The sequence below is a fragment of the Rhizobium aethiopicum genome (assembly GCF_014197535.1).
In the GTDB taxonomy this organism is placed as follows: domain Bacteria; phylum Pseudomonadota; class Alphaproteobacteria; order Rhizobiales; family Rhizobiaceae; genus Rhizobium; species Rhizobium aethiopicum_A.
The window spans coordinates 458,199-474,216 of record NZ_JACIFV010000002.1 but is presented as its reverse complement, the minus strand read 5'-3'; the positions used below and the strand labels follow the sequence as shown (position 1 = coordinate 474,216).

Annotated in this window: 11 protein-coding genes; 7 read left to right on the top strand and 4 right to left on the bottom strand. The window is 62.2% G+C overall.

Features of this window, described 5'->3' with window-relative positions; genetic code table 11:
* Positions 1–77 precede the first annotated feature (77 nt).
* A complete protein-coding gene (carB, locus tag GGD53_RS05380; RefSeq protein WP_184454241.1) occupies positions 78–3,566 on the top strand; it encodes a carbamoyl-phosphate synthase large subunit in 3,489 nt (1,162 codons plus the stop codon).
* Positions 3,567–3,618: 52 nt separating this feature from the next.
* Here the strand turns inward: carB and GGD53_RS05375 are convergent, their stop codons facing one another.
* A complete protein-coding gene (locus GGD53_RS05375; RefSeq protein ID WP_184454239.1) occupies positions 3,619–5,073 on the bottom strand; it encodes a UdgX family uracil-DNA binding protein in 1,455 nt (484 codons plus the stop codon).
* A complete protein-coding gene (locus GGD53_RS05370; protein ID WP_184454236.1) occupies positions 5,073–6,305 on the bottom strand; it encodes a putative DNA modification/repair radical SAM protein in 1,233 nt (410 codons plus the stop codon). The genes GGD53_RS05375 and GGD53_RS05370 overlap by 1 nt, the downstream gene beginning before the upstream one ends.
* Before the next feature lie 253 nt (positions 6,306–6,558).
* On the opposite strand from GGD53_RS05370, the gene greA reads away from it, so the two are divergent.
* Complete coding sequence (gene greA / locus GGD53_RS05365; protein ID WP_017965278.1) at positions 6,559–7,035, top strand: transcription elongation factor GreA; 477 nt, start codon at positions 6,559–6,561, stop codon at positions 7,033–7,035.
* A gap of 27 nt (positions 7,036–7,062) precedes the next feature.
* Positions 7,063–8,121: a glycosyltransferase family 4 protein gene (locus GGD53_RS05360; protein ID WP_184454234.1), complete on the top strand. Its 1,059-nt coding sequence runs from the start codon at positions 7,063–7,065 to the stop codon at positions 8,119–8,121.
* A 317-nt stretch (positions 8,122–8,438) separates the two neighbouring features.
* On the opposite strand, the gene GGD53_RS05355 is transcribed toward GGD53_RS05360, so the two are convergent.
* Positions 8,439–9,773, bottom strand: a complete 1,335-nt coding sequence (locus GGD53_RS05355) for a dicarboxylate/amino acid:cation symporter (RefSeq protein WP_184454232.1) — start codon at positions 9,771–9,773, stop codon at positions 8,439–8,441.
* Between the two features lie 224 nt (positions 9,774–9,997).
* Between GGD53_RS05355 and GGD53_RS05350 the strand changes: the two genes are divergently transcribed.
* Together GGD53_RS05350 and GGD53_RS05345 are read left to right on the top strand one after the other, a co-directional pair.
* Positions 9,998–11,875, top strand: coding sequence for a sensor histidine kinase (locus GGD53_RS05350; protein ID WP_184454230.1), 1,878 nt, complete (start codon positions 9,998–10,000; stop codon positions 11,873–11,875).
* A 3-nt stretch (positions 11,876–11,878) separates the two neighbouring features.
* Complete coding sequence (locus GGD53_RS05345) at positions 11,879–13,225, top strand: sigma-54-dependent transcriptional regulator (RefSeq protein WP_184454229.1); 1,347 nt, start codon at positions 11,879–11,881, stop codon at positions 13,223–13,225.
* Between the two features lie 13 nt (positions 13,226–13,238).
* On the opposite strand, the gene GGD53_RS05340 is transcribed toward GGD53_RS05345, so the two are convergent.
* Positions 13,239–13,706, bottom strand: a complete 468-nt coding sequence (locus GGD53_RS05340) for an Lrp/AsnC family transcriptional regulator (protein WP_064695956.1) — start codon at positions 13,704–13,706, stop codon at positions 13,239–13,241.
* A gap of 231 nt (positions 13,707–13,937) precedes the next feature.
* On the opposite strand from GGD53_RS05340, the gene trxB reads away from it, so the two are divergent.
* Positions 13,938–14,912: a thioredoxin-disulfide reductase gene (gene trxB / locus GGD53_RS05335; protein WP_184454227.1), complete on the top strand. Its 975-nt coding sequence runs from the start codon at positions 13,938–13,940 to the stop codon at positions 14,910–14,912.
* Positions 14,913–14,934: 22 nt separating this feature from the next.
* Positions 14,935–15,831, top strand: a complete 897-nt coding sequence (locus tag GGD53_RS05330) for a LysR family transcriptional regulator VtlR (RefSeq protein ID WP_085778879.1) — start codon at positions 14,935–14,937, stop codon at positions 15,829–15,831.
* Positions 15,832–16,018: the final 187 nt, after the last annotated feature.

Genomic DNA, 16,018 nt, shown 5'->3' with positions numbered 1-16,018 from the left:
AGACCCAGCATGCGCAACCGACCCGGTGATCTCCCACCCTGGCCGGTTTTCTGCGCAGCCAGAAAATGGATATCGCCATGCCGAAGCGCCAAGACATCAAATCGATCCTCATCATCGGCGCGGGACCGATCGTCATTGGCCAGGCTTGCGAATTCGACTATTCCGGCACCCAGGCCTGCAAGGCTTTGAGAGAGGAAGGCTACCGCGTCATCCTCGTCAACTCCAACCCGGCGACGATCATGACCGACCCCGGGCTGGCAGACGCAACTTACGTCGAGCCGATCACCCCGGAAGTCGTCGCGAAGATCATCGCCAAGGAGCGCCCTGACGCGCTGCTGCCGACCATGGGCGGCCAGACGGCACTGAATACCGCCCTATCCTTGAAGCGCATGGGCGTGCTCGACCGCTACAATGTCGAGATGATCGGCGCCAAGCCGGCGGCCATCGACATGGCCGAAGACCGCGCGCTATTTCGTGAGGCGATGGCCCGCATTGGCCTGGAAACGCCGCGTTCGATGCTGGCGAACGCCACCGACATCAAGGATCTCGACCGCAAGACGCATGAGGCTGAGCGCACCAAACTGCGCGAAAGCCTCTCCGGTCCCGACCTCGACAAGGCGCTGGACGAGCTGGAAAACCAGTGGAATCTTGGCGAGAGCGACCGCAAGCAGCGCTACCTGAACCATGCCATGGCGATCGCCGCCCAGGCACTCGACCATGTCGGCCTGCCCGCCATCATCCGCCCCTCCTTCACCCTCGGCGGCACCGGCGGCGGCATTGCCTACAACCGATCGGAATTCTTCGAAATCGTCGGCGGCGGTCTCGATGCTTCGCCGACCACCGAAGTGCTGATCGAAGAATCGGTGCTCGGCTGGAAGGAGTATGAAATGGAAGTGGTCCGCGACAAGGCGGACAACTGCATCATCATCTGCTCGATCGAGAACATCGATCCGATGGGCGTTCATACCGGCGATTCCATCACCGTCGCTCCGGCGCTGACGCTGACTGACAAGGAATACCAGATCATGCGCAACGCCTCGATCGCAGTGCTGCGCGAGATCGGCGTCGAGACCGGCGGCTCGAACGTCCAGTTCGCCGTCAATCCGAAGGACGGCCGCCTCGTCGTCATCGAAATGAACCCGCGCGTCTCCCGCTCCTCGGCACTCGCTTCCAAGGCCACCGGCTTCCCGATCGCCAAGGTCGCCGCGAAGCTCGCCATCGGCTACACGCTCGACGAGTTGGAAAACGACATCACCGGCGGCGCAACGCCGGCTTCCTTCGAGCCGTCGATCGACTATGTCGTCACCAAGATCCCGCGTTTCGCCTTCGAGAAATTCCCCGGCGCCTCGCCGGTCCTAACGACGGCGATGAAATCGGTCGGTGAAGTCATGGCGATCGGCCGCACCTTCGCCGAATCGCTGCAGAAGGCGCTGCGCGGCCTCGAAACCGGCCTGACCGGCCTCGACGAAATCGAGATCCCCGATTTCGAAGAAGGCGAATCCAGCCAGAACGCCATCCGCGCAGCCATCGGCACGCCGACGCCGGACCGCCTGCGTATGGTCGCCCAGGCGCTGCGCCAGGGCCTCAGCATCGAAGAGGTGCATGAAGGCTGCAAGATCGATCCCTGGTTCATCGCCGAACTCAAGAATATCGTCGACATGGAAGCCCGCATCCGCGAGCATGGCCTGCCCGGCGATGCCGCGAACCTGCGCATGCTGAAGGCCATGGGTTTCTCCGACGCGAGGCTGGCGACCCTGACCGGCAAGCGCCCGAAGGAAGTCGCGGAACTCCGCAACAGCCTGAACGTGCGTCCGGTTTTCAAGCGTATCGACACCTGTGCGGCCGAATTCGCTTCGCCTACGGCCTATATGTATTCGACCTACGAGACGCCCTTCGTCGGCGCCGCCCGCTCGGAAGCTCAAGTCTCCGACCGCAAGAAGGTCGTCATCCTCGGCGGCGGCCCGAACCGCATCGGCCAGGGCATCGAGTTCGACTATTGCTGCTGCCATGCCGCCTTCGCGCTGAAGGATGCCGGCTATGAAGCGATCATGATCAACTGCAACCCCGAAACCGTCTCGACCGACTACGACACGTCGGACCGTCTCTACTTCGAGCCGCTGACGGCCGAAGACGTGATCGAGATTCTGCGTGCCGAACAGGAAAAGGGCGAAGTCGTCGGCGTCATCGTCCAGTTCGGCGGCCAGACGCCGCTGAAGCTTGCCGAAGCACTTGAGAAGAACGGCATCCCGATCCTCGGCACAGCGCCAGACATGATTGATCTCGCCGAAGACCGCGACCGCTTCCAGAAGCTCTTGATGAAACTCGACCTCAACCAGCCGAACAACGGCATCGCCTATTCGGTCGAGCAGGCCCGCCTCGTCGCCGCCGAGATCGGCTTCCCGCTGGTCGTTCGCCCGTCCTACGTGCTCGGCGGCCGCGCCATGCAGATCCTGCATTCGGAAGGCCAGTTGCAGACCTACCTTCTCGACACGGTTCCGGAATTGGTGCCTGAGGATATCAAGCAGCGTTATCCCAACGACAAGACCGGCCAGATCAACACGCTGCTCGGCAAAAACCCGCTGCTCTTCGACAGCTACCTCACCCATGCGATCGAAGTCGACGTCGACTGCCTCTCCGACGGCACCGACGTCTATGTCGCCGGCATTATGGAGCATATCGAGGAAGCCGGCATCCATTCCGGTGACTCGGCCTGCTCGCTGCCGCCGCGCTCGCTGCCGGTCGAACTGCTCGACGAACTCGAACGCCAGGCGAAAGCCATGGCCAAGGCGCTCAATGTCGGCGGCCTGATGAACGTCCAGTTCGCCATCAAGGACGGCACTGTCTACGTGCTCGAAGTCAATCCGCGCGCCTCGCGCACCGTGCCCTTCGTCGCCAAGACCATCGGCGCGCCGATCGCCAAGATCGCCGCCCGCGTCATGGCCGGCGAGACGCTCGACACCACCTTCGCCGCCTACGGCACGAAGCCCGATCCGCGTAAGCTCACGCACATTGCCGTCAAGGAAGCCGTCTTCCCCTTCGCCCGTTTCCCCGGCGTCGACACGCTACTCGGCCCGGAAATGCGCTCGACCGGCGAAGTGATCGGCCTCGACACCGATTTTGCCCTGGCCTTCGCCAAGTCGCAGCTCGGCGCCGGCGTCGAACTGCCGCGCGACGGAACGGTCTTCGTCTCCGTGCGCGATGAGGACAAGGCGCGCGTGCTGCCGGCGATCCGCATCCTCGTCGAAGAGGGCTTCAAGGTGCTGGCAACCGGCGGCACAGCCCGCTTCCTCGGCGAAAACGGCATCACCGCCAACAAGATCAACAAGGTCCTGGAAGGACGTCCGCACATCGAGGACGCGATCCGCAACCGCCAGGTCCAGCTCGTCATCAACACCACCGACGGCAATAAGGCGATCTCGGACTCCAAGTCGCTGCGCCGCGCGACGCTGATGCAGAAGGTGCCCTATTACACGACGATGGCCGGCGCCGAAGCCGCCGCCCAGGCGATCAAGGCGCTGAAGGCCGGCAATCTCGAAGTTCGGCCGCTGCAAAGCTACTTCGCTTGATACGGCAGCGCCATCGCCATAAGGCGGTGGCGCAAACTCAGCCGGAATCAATTTATCCAGCTGAGACGATAAGCCGCTGAATTTTCAGCAGGTCGTCGCGAAACCGCGCCAGCTCCTCCGCCTTCAGTCGCTCGTCCGGAATGCGCAGCAGATAGGACGGATGCACCGTCACGAAGAGCGTGCGCCCTCCTTCGATCGCCATCGCCCTTCCCCTGACATCCTGCAGGCGTTCTTTCACATCGGTCAGCGCAGCAAGCGCCGTCGCGCCCATCGCGACGATCAGTTTCGGCTTGATGAGTGACATTTCCCGATCGAGCCACCAGCGGCAAAGCTTTACCTCGCCCATATTGGGCTTCTGGTGGATGCGCCGCTTGCCGCGCGGCTCATATTTGAAATGCTTGACGGCATTGGTGACGTAGAGCGTCGACCGGTCGATGCCCGCCTCCAATAGCACCTGATCGAGCAGCATGCCGGCAGGTCCGACGAAGGGACGTCCGGAAATATCCTCCTGATCGCCCGGCTGCTCGCCGACGAACATCACCCGCGCATCACGCGGCCCCTCCCCGAAGACAGTCTGGGTCGCATAGGCATGCAAAGGGCAGCGCGTGCAGACCGCGGCTTCTGCGCGCAGTGCTTCCAGCGTGCCCGCCGGAGGCTCGGGTTCTGCGGGCTGATTGCGTGCGGCCTGCTGTAAGCGGTCGTGAAACGGCAGCGACTGCGTCACCTCCCGCGCCGCCATCTCCCGCACCTTGCTTTCGGCCGATGCAATCAAACCGGGAATAAGGTCGGCCTCCGGCAGGTTCTTCCAGTATTTCTTCGGCATCTCCGCCTGCATCGCCTTCACCTTCAACCGCGCCGGGTTGAAGATGCTGGCATAGTAGGTCCGCCAGAGTTCGTCCGTGGCATCGCTGAGATTAGGCTTTTCGCAGGGCTCGTCGGCAATCGTCAGCCGCTCGCCGTCCCAGGCCGCCGAGCCCTTGGGCGTGGCAATCAGCCAGTCCATGTCGGTGAAACGCCGCTGGAAAAACGCAGCCGTGCGCCTGACGATATGATGATCCGGCTCGAACCAGGCGAGGAATTTCCGGCGACCTGCCGATACCGCGCCGACTTCCTTGAAACGGACGAAGGCCGTCATCTTGTGCGCGTCGCGCCGAACGTTCTTCGCCATCAGCCTGGCCCGCACGACATCCTCGTCGGAACTTACCTCCAGCAGCTGCCGATCCAGTTGAAGCCGCCAGAGCAGACGGTACAGCAGAGAAAATCGCGCCGGATCGGAATGGCAGAGAACCGTCTCGGCAAGCTCGATGAAGGCGGGCGGCACCGTCATCGGCTTGCGTGTTGTCGCAGGCGCGGGCGGCATGGCGTCCCGTTGAAATGAAAGATCGGCCTCGGCGCTTTTTTCACGCCAGTCGATCTCCTCGGGCAATATGCCGGCGGCCGCCAGGGCGCGTGCGGCGTCACGCCATTCGCCAAGATCTCCGCGCCCCGCAAGCACGACCCGGCGCATCACAGCAACGACAATTGTTCAGGCTGCGGCTCGAACATGGCGCGCAGATCCGGGCGGTCGACTAGCCGTCGCGGCGACCAGCCTTCCGCTGAGATGAAGGCTCGGACCTTCTTGATCGAAACGCCGAGCCGGGCGAGCTCATCGAGCCGCAGGCGACGAAACCGGCGTGCCGAAACGATCGCCTTCACCGTCTTGGTGCCGAGGCCGGGCACACGCAGCAACCGCTCGCGCTCAGCCTTGTTGATGTCGACAGGAAAATCGGCCCGGTTGGCCAGCGCCCAGGCAAGTTTCGGATCGAGATTGAGATCGAGCATGCCGCCCGCCTGGTTTGCGGTAATCTCGTCGATGCCGAAGCCGTAGAACCGATAGAGCCAGTCGGCCTGGTAAAGTCGGTGTTCCCGCATCAGCGGCGGCTTGATCAGCGGCAGGTTTTTTGAGGCGTCTGGGATGGGGCTGAAGGCGGAATAATAGACACGCTTCAGACCATAGCTGCTATAGAGCCGGCCGCTGCTCGCCAGGATCGTCGCATCATTGGCCCCATCCGCGCCGACGATCATCTGCGTGCTCTGGCCAGCCGGGACGAAACGCTGTCGTTTTTTGGTCTTAAGCGTCGGTTCATCGGCCGCCTCGATCTTCAACCTGAGATCAGCCATCGATCGCCTGATACTGGCCGGCTTCTTTTCCGGCGCGAAACGGGAAATCCCGCTGTCGGTCGGCAGTTCGATATTGAGCGACAGCCTGTCGGCATGAAGCCCCGCCTCCTCGATCAGATGCGGCGACGCCTCGGGGATCGCTTTGAGATGGATATAGCCGCGGAAATTATGCGTCACCCGCAGCTCGCGGACAATGCGGACCATCTCCTCCATCGTGTAATCGGAAGAGCGGATGATGCCGGAGGAAAGGAAGAGGCCTTCGATATAGTTGCGGCGGTAAAATTCGAGTGTCAGCCAGACGACCTCCTCCGCCGTGAAGCGTGCCCGCTCGACATTGCTGGAGGAGCGATTGACGCAATAGGCGCAGTCGTAGATGCAGAAATTGGTGAGCAGGATCTTCAGAAGCGAAATGCACCGCCCATCCGGAGCATAGGCATGGCAGATACCGGATCCCTCGGTTGAACCCAGCCCGCCGTTTGCGCTCGAATCGCGTTTCACCGTGCCGCTGGACGCGCAGGAAGCGTCATATTTCGCAGCGTCGGACAGAATGGCCAAGCGTTCGGTTAGCGACTTCTTCATCCCAATGTTCACTATATGTTCTAATATACATAGTCAACCGAAACGATCCCGCCTCTGCCCCATTTTGGGGCGCATCGCCCGATGCCGCAGTGGGTTGCATTTCGTCTATGCGAATTTTCTGGAAATCGGCCTTGCCGATCTGCTATAAGCACTTAACTAGAAATGTGGCACGGTTCCGAAGCTCCCCTTCGGGACCTGTTTTCTTTTGTGTGGGCGCCTGATTGCGCGAACACAAGGAGTGAAGGACAAAAAAATGGTTGAAAAGGTACCGATGACACAGGGTGGTTTCGTCAAGCTGCAGGAAGAGCTGCGCTGGCGTCAGCAGGAGGAGCGCCCCCGAATCATCGAGGCGATCGCCGAGGCCCGTGCTCATGGCGACCTTTCCGAAAACGCCGAATACCACGCCGCCAAGGAAGCCCAGAGCCACAACGAGGGCCGTATCAGCGAACTGGAAGACCTAACGGCGCGCGCCGAGGTCATCGACCTCACCAAGATGTCGGGCGACAAGATCAAGTTCGGCGCCAAGGTGAAGCTCGTCGACGAGGACACCGAAGAAGAAAAGACCTATCAGATCGTTGGCGACCAGGAAGCCGACGTCAAGGCTGGCCGCATCTCCATCTCCTCCCCGATCGCCCGCGCGCTGATCGGCAAGGAAGTCGGTGATTCCATCGAGGTCAACGCACCCGGCGGCTCCAAGGCCTACGAAATCCTCCAGGTTTCCTGGGGCTGATCGCCCGCCAGACACGAGATCCATCCCTTGCCGGACATTCGTGACGTCGAGATCATCGCGCCCAACTTCAAGCGCCGGCTCTCCGGCGTCACGTCGACTATCGTCCAGCTCATCCCGTGCCAGATCCGGCTCGGCATGAGGATCGCGACGCTCGGCCCCGGCCTGCCCGACGGCTTGGCGAAACTGACATGGCCGCAGATCCTCGGCTTGTGGCGCCCGCCCGCACGCCGCCGTCACCGCGTCTGGCACGCCCGCCGCAACAATGAGATGGCTGTCGGCATCCTGCTTCGCTATGTCCTGCGCATGCCGCTGAAGCTGCTCTTCACCTCGGCGGCGCAACGCCGTCACACCGCCTACACGAAATGGCTAATCCGCCGTATGGATGCGGTGATTGCAACCAGCGACCGGTCCGGCTCCTTCCTCGAGGTACCGCATACGGTTATCCAGCACGGCGTCGACCTTTCTATCTTCCATCCGCCGGAAACGGCCGACGACGGCATCGCCGCGACCGGCCTGCCCGGCCGCTATCTCGTCGGCTGCTTCGGCCGCGTGCGCCATCAGAAAGGCACCGATCTCTTCGTCCAGGCGATGATCGAACTCTTGCCGCAGCATCCGGAATGGACGGCCGTCGTCTCCGGCCGCGTGACGGCGGAGCACACCGCCTTCGGCGAAAAGCTCAAGGCCGATGTCGCCGGCGCCGGGCTCACCGACCGCATTCTCTTCCTCGGCGAAGTGCCTGATATCAAGGTCTGGTATCGCCGCCTGACGCTTTACGTCGCCCCTTCCCGCAACGAAGGCTTCGGCCTGACGCCGCTCGAAGCCATGGCTTCTCGCACCGCCGTCGTGGCATCGGATGCGGGCGCCTATGCCGAACTCATCGCCGACGGCGAGACCGGCTCGGTCGTCGCCGCCGGTGACGGCGAAGCGCTGACGCGGGCAATCGCCCCCTATATCGCAGATCCCGCACTGGCGATCGCCCATGGCGAGAATGCGCTGTGCCATGTCCGGGCGAATTTCGCGCTGGAGAAGGAAGCAAAAGCGATTGGCGCTGTTTACGATCGCCTTCTCGGCGACAACAGCGGCTGAGTGCAAAAGAAGACTACATCGGTACAAGGATCCATAAAAGACCCCGCCCCAAGCCCCTCCCCACAAGGGGGAGGGGCTTAACTTGCCGCGCCCGTTCTCCATATCTGCGACGTTTCGAGAAGGAACGAAGTGGGCGCTCCGGGTTAGTCCCTCCCCCTTGTGGGGAGGGGTTGGGGAGGGGTAAGCGGTCTCGCCGATCTCCTTGGGTCGGAACGGCTCGTGACGTTGAACATCTGCGTAGAGGGCGACATCTATCGACAAGCGAACGGCCCGCTGTAAAACGGGCCGCTGCAAAGATTGCCAATAATCAGGCGAGATTATTCCGCCGGCTGAAGTCCGGCAACCGGAGCGCCCTCTTCTGCCTGGCCGCCCAGCACTCTAGCGAGCTGCGCCGTATCCAGCTCGTTTTCCCAACGGGCCACGACGATTGTCGCGACCGCATTGCCGACGAGGTTGGTCAGCGCCCGGCATTCCGACATGAAGCGGTCGATGCCGAGGATTAGCGCCATGCCGGCGACCGGCACGGAAGGCACGACGGAGAGCGTCGCGGCAAGCGTGATGAAGCCGGCGCCGGTGATGCCGGCAGCACCCTTCGAGCTCAGCATCGCCACGAGCAGCAGCAGGATCTGGTCACCCCAGGAGAGCTGGATGCCGGTTGCCTGGGCGATGAAGAGGGCGGCCAGCGTCATGTAGATATTGGTGCCGTCAAGGTTGAAGGAATAGCCGGTGGGGATGACGAGGCCGACGACCGAGCGCTTGCAGCCGGCCTTTTCCATCTTGTTCATCAGTCCCGGAAGTGCGGCTTCTGACGACGAGGTGCCGAGAACCAGCAGCAGCTCTTCCTTGATGTAGCGCAGCAGCGCCAGGATCGAGAAGCCGTTATAGCGGGCGACGGCGCCGAGCACGACAAGAACGAAGAGCAGCGAAGTGATGTAGAAGGTGCCGATCAGCATGGCGAGGTTGGCGATCGATCCGATACCGTACTTGCCGATGGTGAAGGCCATGGCGCCGAAGGCGCCGATCGGGGCAGCCTTCATCAGGATGGCGACCAGCTTGAAGATCGGAGCCGTCAGCGCATTCAGGATGTTGATGACCGGCTCGCCCTTTTCGCCGACCATGGCGAGCGCAATGCCGAACAGCACCGAGAAGAACAATACCTGCAGAATATCGCCATCGGCAAAGGCGCCGACAATCGTCGTGGGGATGATGTTTGTGAGGAAGCCGACGATGCTCTGCTCATGCGCCTTCTCGGCAAAGGTGGCGACGGCCTTGGGGTCAAGCGAAGCCGGATCGATATTCATGCCGGCGCCGGGCTGAACGACATTGGCGATGACCATGCCGATGACGAGCGCCAAGGTCGAGAAGGTCAGGAAGTACAACATCGCCTTGCCGGCGACGCGGCCGACCTTCTTCAGATCGCTCATGCCGGCAATGCCGGTTGCCACCGTCAGGAAGATGACGGGCGCAATGACCATCTTCACGAGCTTGATGAAGGCATCGCCGAGCGGCTTCAGCTGCGTGCCGAGCTCGGGGTAGAAATGGCCGAGAAGGATACCCGCGGCGATGGCGGCGAGAACCTGAACGTATAGATGGGTGTAAAAGGGCTTCCTGCCCTTGCTGTCTGCAACTGCGTCAACTGGTGCTGCGATCATGATATCCTCCTAAGGGCTCGCCCGGAACGAACTCCGGCCTCCCGAGCCGTTCGCTTCACTCCAACAGCTCAGCCGTTGTGCCATCTCCTTCGCAACCGCCGTGCCAGTTTCGCATAAATTGGGTAACTAGTTGTTTTGAATAGGATAAAATTTATACCGCTGCCAAAGGGCTAAATAAGCAATGCGGAAAGCCGCACAAATCCGTTTGCGTTCCGTGCCGAAAAATGCACAAATCCGCCATGTCCTTGTCCGTTTCACAAAGGCTGTGGCCCTCCCTGCCCCTCCAGCACCGCATCCGCCGGATGTGGTGGCTGTTTGCGGCCGCCGCCCTGCTGGCTGTGATCGCTAGCCTGTGGGCAAGCGGCGAGCTTGGCCGCCAACGGGCCGAGACGGCTCTCGAAGAGCAGGCCCGCACGGATGCCAGGCTGAACGCAGCATTGCTGCGCACGGTTCTCGAAAAATTCCGGGCCTTGCCCTTCGTCCTGTCGCAGGACAATGCGCTCGCCGCCGCGCTGGCAGAGCGCGATGCCGCCACGTTTGAGCAGCTGAGCCGCAAGCTGGATATGCTGGCGACGGGCACCAAAGCGGCCGTCATCTATGTCATCGACAAGCACGGCATGGCTGTTTCTGCCAGCAACTGGCGCGAGCCGACGAGCTTCGTCGGCAACGACTATCGCTTCAGGGAATATTATCAGGGTGCGGTCGCCCGTGGCCAGGCCGAACACTTCGCGCTCGGCACCGTCAGCAAGAAACCTGGCCTCTATATCTCGCAGCGCATCTCCGACGGCAACAACAGCCTGCTCGGGGTCGTCGTGGTCAAGGTGGAATTCGACGATGTTGAGGCAGATTGGAATGCCACGGATGCCCCGTCTTACGTCGTTGACGACCGTGGCATCATTCTCATCACCAGCATTCCCTCATGGCGGTTCATGACGATCGGCCAGATCGCCGAGGACCGGCTGACGGCGATCCGCGAAAGCCTCCAGTTCGGTGATGCGCCACTCCAGCCCCTTCCGCTCGACATAGTCCGAAATCTCGGCGACAGGCTCGACGTCGTCGAGATAGTCATGCCGGGCGGCGCCGGCAAAACCAGCTTTCTCGATGTCGGAGCACCCGTTCCGGAAACCGCATGGCGCCTTCAGCATCTTGTGGCGCTCGGCCCTTCGATCGATGCGGGAGTTCGCGAAGCCCGCATGCTGGCGCTGCTGACGCTGCTGCCAGTGCTGTCGGGAGCGGCCTTTCTGCTGCGCCGCCGCCAGACGATCACGCTCAGGATCTTCAGCGAACAGCAGGCGCGCGAAGAACTGGAACGGCGCGTGGCCGAGCGGACGCTCGATCTTAGCCAGGCGCGGGATCGCCTGCAGGCCGAGATCACCGGTCACCGCAGCACGGAGCAGAAGCTCCAGGCGGTGCAGCAGGATCTGGTGCAGGCCAACCGGCTGGCAATCCTCGGTCAGGTGGCGGCCGGCGTCGCCCATGAGATCAACCAGCCGGTGGCGACCATCCGCGCCTATGCCGACAATGCCCGCACCTTCCTCGAGCGCGGCCAGACCGCGCCTGCCGGCGAAAATCTTCAGAACATCGCGGCGCTGACGGAGCGTATCGGCACGATCACCGAGGAGTTGAAGACCTTCGCCCGCAAGGGCCGCAGCAGTGCCGAGCCGACTGGCCTGAGGGAAGTCATCGAGGGTGCGGTGATGCTGTTGCGCAGCCGCTTTGCCGGCCGCATGGACACGCTTGACATCGAGCTGCCGCCGGCCGCGCTGCAGGTCATGGGAAACCGGATCCGCCTCGAGCAGGTGCTCATCAATTTGCTTCAGAACGCCCTGGAGGCAGTCGCGCCGAAGGCCGAGGCGGGGCGCGTCGAGGTCAGGACATCAACCGATGCGGACATGGTGACCCTGACGGTCGTCGACAACGGCCCCGGCATTTCGCCTGAAATCCGCAAGGGCCTATTCACGCCGTTCAACACATCGAAGGAGAGTGGTCTCGGCCTCGGGCTCGTCATCTCCAAGGATATTGTCGGCGATTACGGTGGCCGGATGGAGGTTGAGAGCAATGGCGCAGGAACCCGGTTCATCGTTCATCTGAGGAACGCTTAGGTCATGGACACACGGAGCCCGGTTGCGCTGATCGACGACGACAGGGACCTGCGCCGCGCCACCGCCCAGACGCTGGAGCTCGCCGGCTTCTCCGTTTCCGCCTATGACGGCGCCAAGGCGGCGCTGGCGGACCTGCCGGCGGACTTCGCCGGCCCCGTCGTCACCGATATTCGCATGCCCGAGATAGACGGGCTGCAACTCTTCGCCATGCTGCAAGGCATGGATGCCGACCTGCCGGTGATATTGATGACCGGCCACGGCGATATTCCGATGGCCGTCCAAGCCATTCAGGATGGCGCCTATGATTTCATCGCCAAACCCTTCCCCGCCGACAGGCTCGTCCAGAGCGTGCGTCGCGCCAGCGAAAAACGTCGGCTCGTTCTGGAAAACCGCATGCTGCGCAAGGCGGCCGAAGATGCGCAAGAGACTTTGCCGCTGATCGGCCAGACCCCCGTCATGGAGAATCTCAGAAAGATTCTTCGCCACATCGCCGATACCGACGTTGACGTGCTTGTGGCCGGCGAGACCGGCAGCGGCAAGGAAGTGGTCGCGCAGATCCTGCATCAGTGGAGCCACCGCCGGAAAGGCAATTTCGTGGCGCTGAACTGCGGCGCGCTACCTGAGACCGTCATCGAAAGCGAGCTGTTCGGTCACGAGGCCGGCGCCTTTACCGGCGCGCAAAAGCGCCGCACCGGTCGCATCGAACATGCCAGCGGCGGCACGCTTTTCCTCGATGAGATCGAGAGCATGCCTCTCGCCACGCAGGTCAAGATGCTGAGGGTGCTGGAGATGCGCGAAATCACCCCGCTCGGCACCAACGAGGTGCGCCCGGTCGATCTGCGCGTCGTCGCAGCCGCCAAGATCGACCTTGGCGATCCCGAGGTGCGCGGGGATTTTCGCGAGGATCTCTATTACCGGCTGAATGTCGTGACGATTTCCATTCCGCCGCTGAGGGAGCGCCGCGACGATATTCCGCTGCTGTTTTCCCATTTCGCCGCTCGCGCCGCCGGGCGCTTCCGCCGCGATGTCCCGCAGCTTTCAGAGAATGTCCGCCGGCATCTCGCCACCCATGCATGGCCGGGCAATGTCCGCGAGCTCTCCCACTATGCCGAACGGGTGGTGCTGGGCGTGGAAGGCGGCGGAGCGACGCTCGTTCCCCCGCAACCGACCGGCGGCACGCTGCCCGAACGGCTGGAACGCTACGAGGCGGAGATCATCCGCGACGCGCTCGCGGCCAATGACGGCGACGTGCGCGGCACCATCGAGGCGCTCGGCATTCCGAGAAAGACCTTTTACGACAAGCTCCAGCGCCACGGCATCAACCGGGGCGGCTACGCCTCGCGCAAGTAACCGCGAGGTCGCATTAGACTTCGACCAATCCCAGCTTCTTCACCTGCCGGATCGTCAGCATGGTGCGCACGGTGTCGACATGTTCGTTCGCCGTCAGAATCTCGATGACAAAATCCTGGAAATGGGTGAGATTTTCCGCCACGCAATGCAGCAGGAAATCGCTGTCACCCGATACCATCCAGGCCTGGCGCACCAGCGGCCACTCGGTGGTGGCGGCGGCAAACGCCTTGAGGTTGCCTTCCGACTGGTGTTTGAGGCCGACCATGCAGAAAGCAACCAGATCGAAGCCGAGCTTCGGGCTGTTCAGCATGGCGTGGTAGCCCTCGATGATGCCGGCTTCCTCGAGCTTGCGCACCCGGCGCAGGCAGGGCGGCGCCGAGATGCCGACCCGGTCGGCGAGTTCGACATTGGTCATGCGGCCGTCGGCCTGCAGCTCCCGGAGGATCTTTATGTCGATGACGTCGAGTTCCGTGCGCCCCACACCGTGGCCTTTCTTTAATTCTTCGCGGCGAGCTTCTATATAAAGCGGCGGAATACGCAAGAAAGTTTCAAGCCGATGACGGATTCTTGCACAGCGAGGCGATTTGCCTTGTTGGTAATGCAAGGCTGCCCTTGAATAATAGCATTGGACGTTCATAAATGGCGCATGGACCGCGAAACGGCCGCAATCGCCTTTTAGCCGCCGCCCTCCTGCCAGTCGAAAGGAAATGACATGCCTGCCCGCCACACGAAGGTGCTCATCATCGGTTCCGGACCCGCCGGCTATACTGCCGCGGTCTATGCCGCGCGCGCCATGCTGAAGCCGGTTCTGATCGCCGGCCTCGAACAGGGCGGCCAGCTGATGATCACCACCGATGTCGAGAACTATCCGGGCTTTGCCGATCCGATCCAGGGCCCCTGGCTGATGGACCAGATGCTGCAGCAGGCAAAACATGTCGGCGCCGAGATCGTCAACGACCTCGTGACCGAAGTCGACCTGAACCAGCGTCCTTTCGTCGCCCGCACCGACAGCGGCCAGGTATGGACCGCGGATACGCTGATCATCGCAACCGGCGCCAAGGCCAAGTGGCTGGGCATCGAAAGCGAGCAGCATTTCCAGGGCTTCGGCGTTTCGGCCTGCGCCACCTGCGACGGTTTCTTCTATCGCAACAAGGACGTCATCGTGGTCGGCGGCGGCAACAGCGCCGTCGAAGAGGCGCTCTATCTCTCCAACATCGCGAAGTCGGTCACATTGGTGCACCGCCGCGACTCCTTCCGCGCCGAGAAGATCCTGCAGGAACGCCTGTTCGCCAAGGAAAACGTCGAGGTGCTGTGGAACAGCGAGGTGGCCGAGATCACCGGCACGCCGGCCAAGCCGCCAATGCCGCAATCCGTGACTGGCGCGCGTCTGCGCGACGTCAGAACCGGAGCGATTACCGAAATGCCGATCGACGGCGTCTTCGTTGCCATCGGCCACGCCCCGGCAACCGAGCTTTTCAAGGGCAAGCTGAAGCTGAAGGACAATGGCTACCTCTGGACCGCGCCGGATTCGACCGCGACCAGCTTGGAGGGGGTCTATGCCGCCGGCGACGTGACCGACGATACGTTCCGCCAGGCAATCACCGCCGCCGGCTTGGGGTGCATGGCAGCGCTCGAAGCCGAGCGATATCTGACGGGCCACATGCCTATCGCCGTGGCTGCGGAGTAAGACCGGCATGAGGGGCGGGGGAATGCCATTGGATTGGGACAAGCTGCGTATTTTCCACGCAGCGGCCGAGGCGGGTTCGTTCACGCACGCGGCGGATAAACTGCATCTGTCCCAGTCCGCCATCAGCCGCCAGGTGAGCGCGCTGGAGCAGGATGTCGGCACCAAGCTGTTTCACCGTCACGCGCGCGGACTGATCCTGACGGAACAGGGCGAACTGCTCTACCGCACCGCCCATGACGTGCTGCTGAAGCTCGAAACCGTCAAGATGCAGCTCACCGAGACGACCGAGACGCCGTCGGGCAAGCTGCGCGTGACGACGACGGTCGGTCTCGGCCAGGGCTGGCTGACCGACAAGATCCAGGAATTCCTGCAGCTTTATCCCGATGTGCAGATCCAGCTGATCCTCGACAACGAGGAAGTGGATGTGAACATGCGCCACGCCGACTGCGCAATCCGTCTGCGTCAGCCGCAGCAGTCCGACCTCATCCAGCGCAAGCTCTTCACCGTGCACATGCACGTCTACGCCGCTCCCTCCTACATCAACCGCCATGGCGAGCCGCAGAAGATCGAGGATCTCGACAATCACCGCATCATCACCTTCGGCGAGCCGGCTCCGAGCTACCTGCTTGACGTCAACTGGCTTGAGGTCGCCGGCCGCTCCTCCGACAACAAGCGCATCCCGCATCTGCAGATCAACAGCCAGACCTCGATCAAGCGCGCCTGCCTGCTCGGAATCGGCGTCGCCTGCCTGCCGGATTATATCGTCGGGCGCGACCCTGGCCTGATTCAGCTGCCGATCAATGCGGACGTGCCGTCATTCGACACGTATTTTTGTTATCCTGACGAGATCAAGAATGCCGCCAAGCTGAAAGCTTTCCGCGATTTCATTGTCAGCAAAGCGAGAAACTGGAATTTTTAAGCCAGATTTATGGAATGATTTCCATACTATGCGGTGAGCGCATGACTGGCATGCACAAATGAGGGTTGCTGTTTGCCCATTAAACCACCATATCGCACATAGCTGATGCACATGGTGGCTTTTCCTCCCAGTTCCACCGCATTAGCTGTTCCCCTCTGGAGGTTTTTGAACCTTCACACTTATAAGG

What these genes read in the sequence shown, in the direction of transcription:
- GGD53_RS05330 (WP_085778879.1), top strand. Translation starts at nt 14,935, where the DNA reads ATGCCATTGGATTGGGACAAGCTGCGTATTTTCCACGCAGCGGCCGAG.
- greA (WP_017965278.1), top strand. Translation starts at nt 6,559, where the DNA reads ATGGTTGAAAAGGTACCGATGACACAGGGTGGTTTCGTCAAGCTGCAG.
- carB (WP_184454241.1), top strand. Translation starts at nt 78, where the DNA reads ATGCCGAAGCGCCAAGACATCAAATCGATCCTCATCATCGGCGCGGGA.
- GGD53_RS05355 (WP_184454232.1), bottom strand. Translation starts at nt 9,773, where the DNA reads ATGATCGCAGCACCAGTTGACGCAGTTGCAGACAGCAAGGGCAGGAAG.
- trxB (WP_184454227.1), top strand. Translation starts at nt 13,938, where the DNA reads ATGCCTGCCCGCCACACGAAGGTGCTCATCATCGGTTCCGGACCCGCC.
- GGD53_RS05345 (WP_184454229.1), top strand. Translation starts at nt 11,879, where the DNA reads ATGGACACACGGAGCCCGGTTGCGCTGATCGACGACGACAGGGACCTG.
- GGD53_RS05375 (WP_184454239.1), bottom strand. Translation starts at nt 5,073, where the DNA reads ATGCGCCGGGTCGTGCTTGCGGGGCGCGGAGATCTTGGCGAATGGCGT.
- GGD53_RS05350 (WP_184454230.1), top strand. Translation starts at nt 9,998, where the DNA reads ATGCACAAATCCGCCATGTCCTTGTCCGTTTCACAAAGGCTGTGGCCC.
- GGD53_RS05370 (WP_184454236.1), bottom strand. Translation starts at nt 6,305, where the DNA reads ATGAAGAAGTCGCTAACCGAACGCTTGGCCATTCTGTCCGACGCTGCG.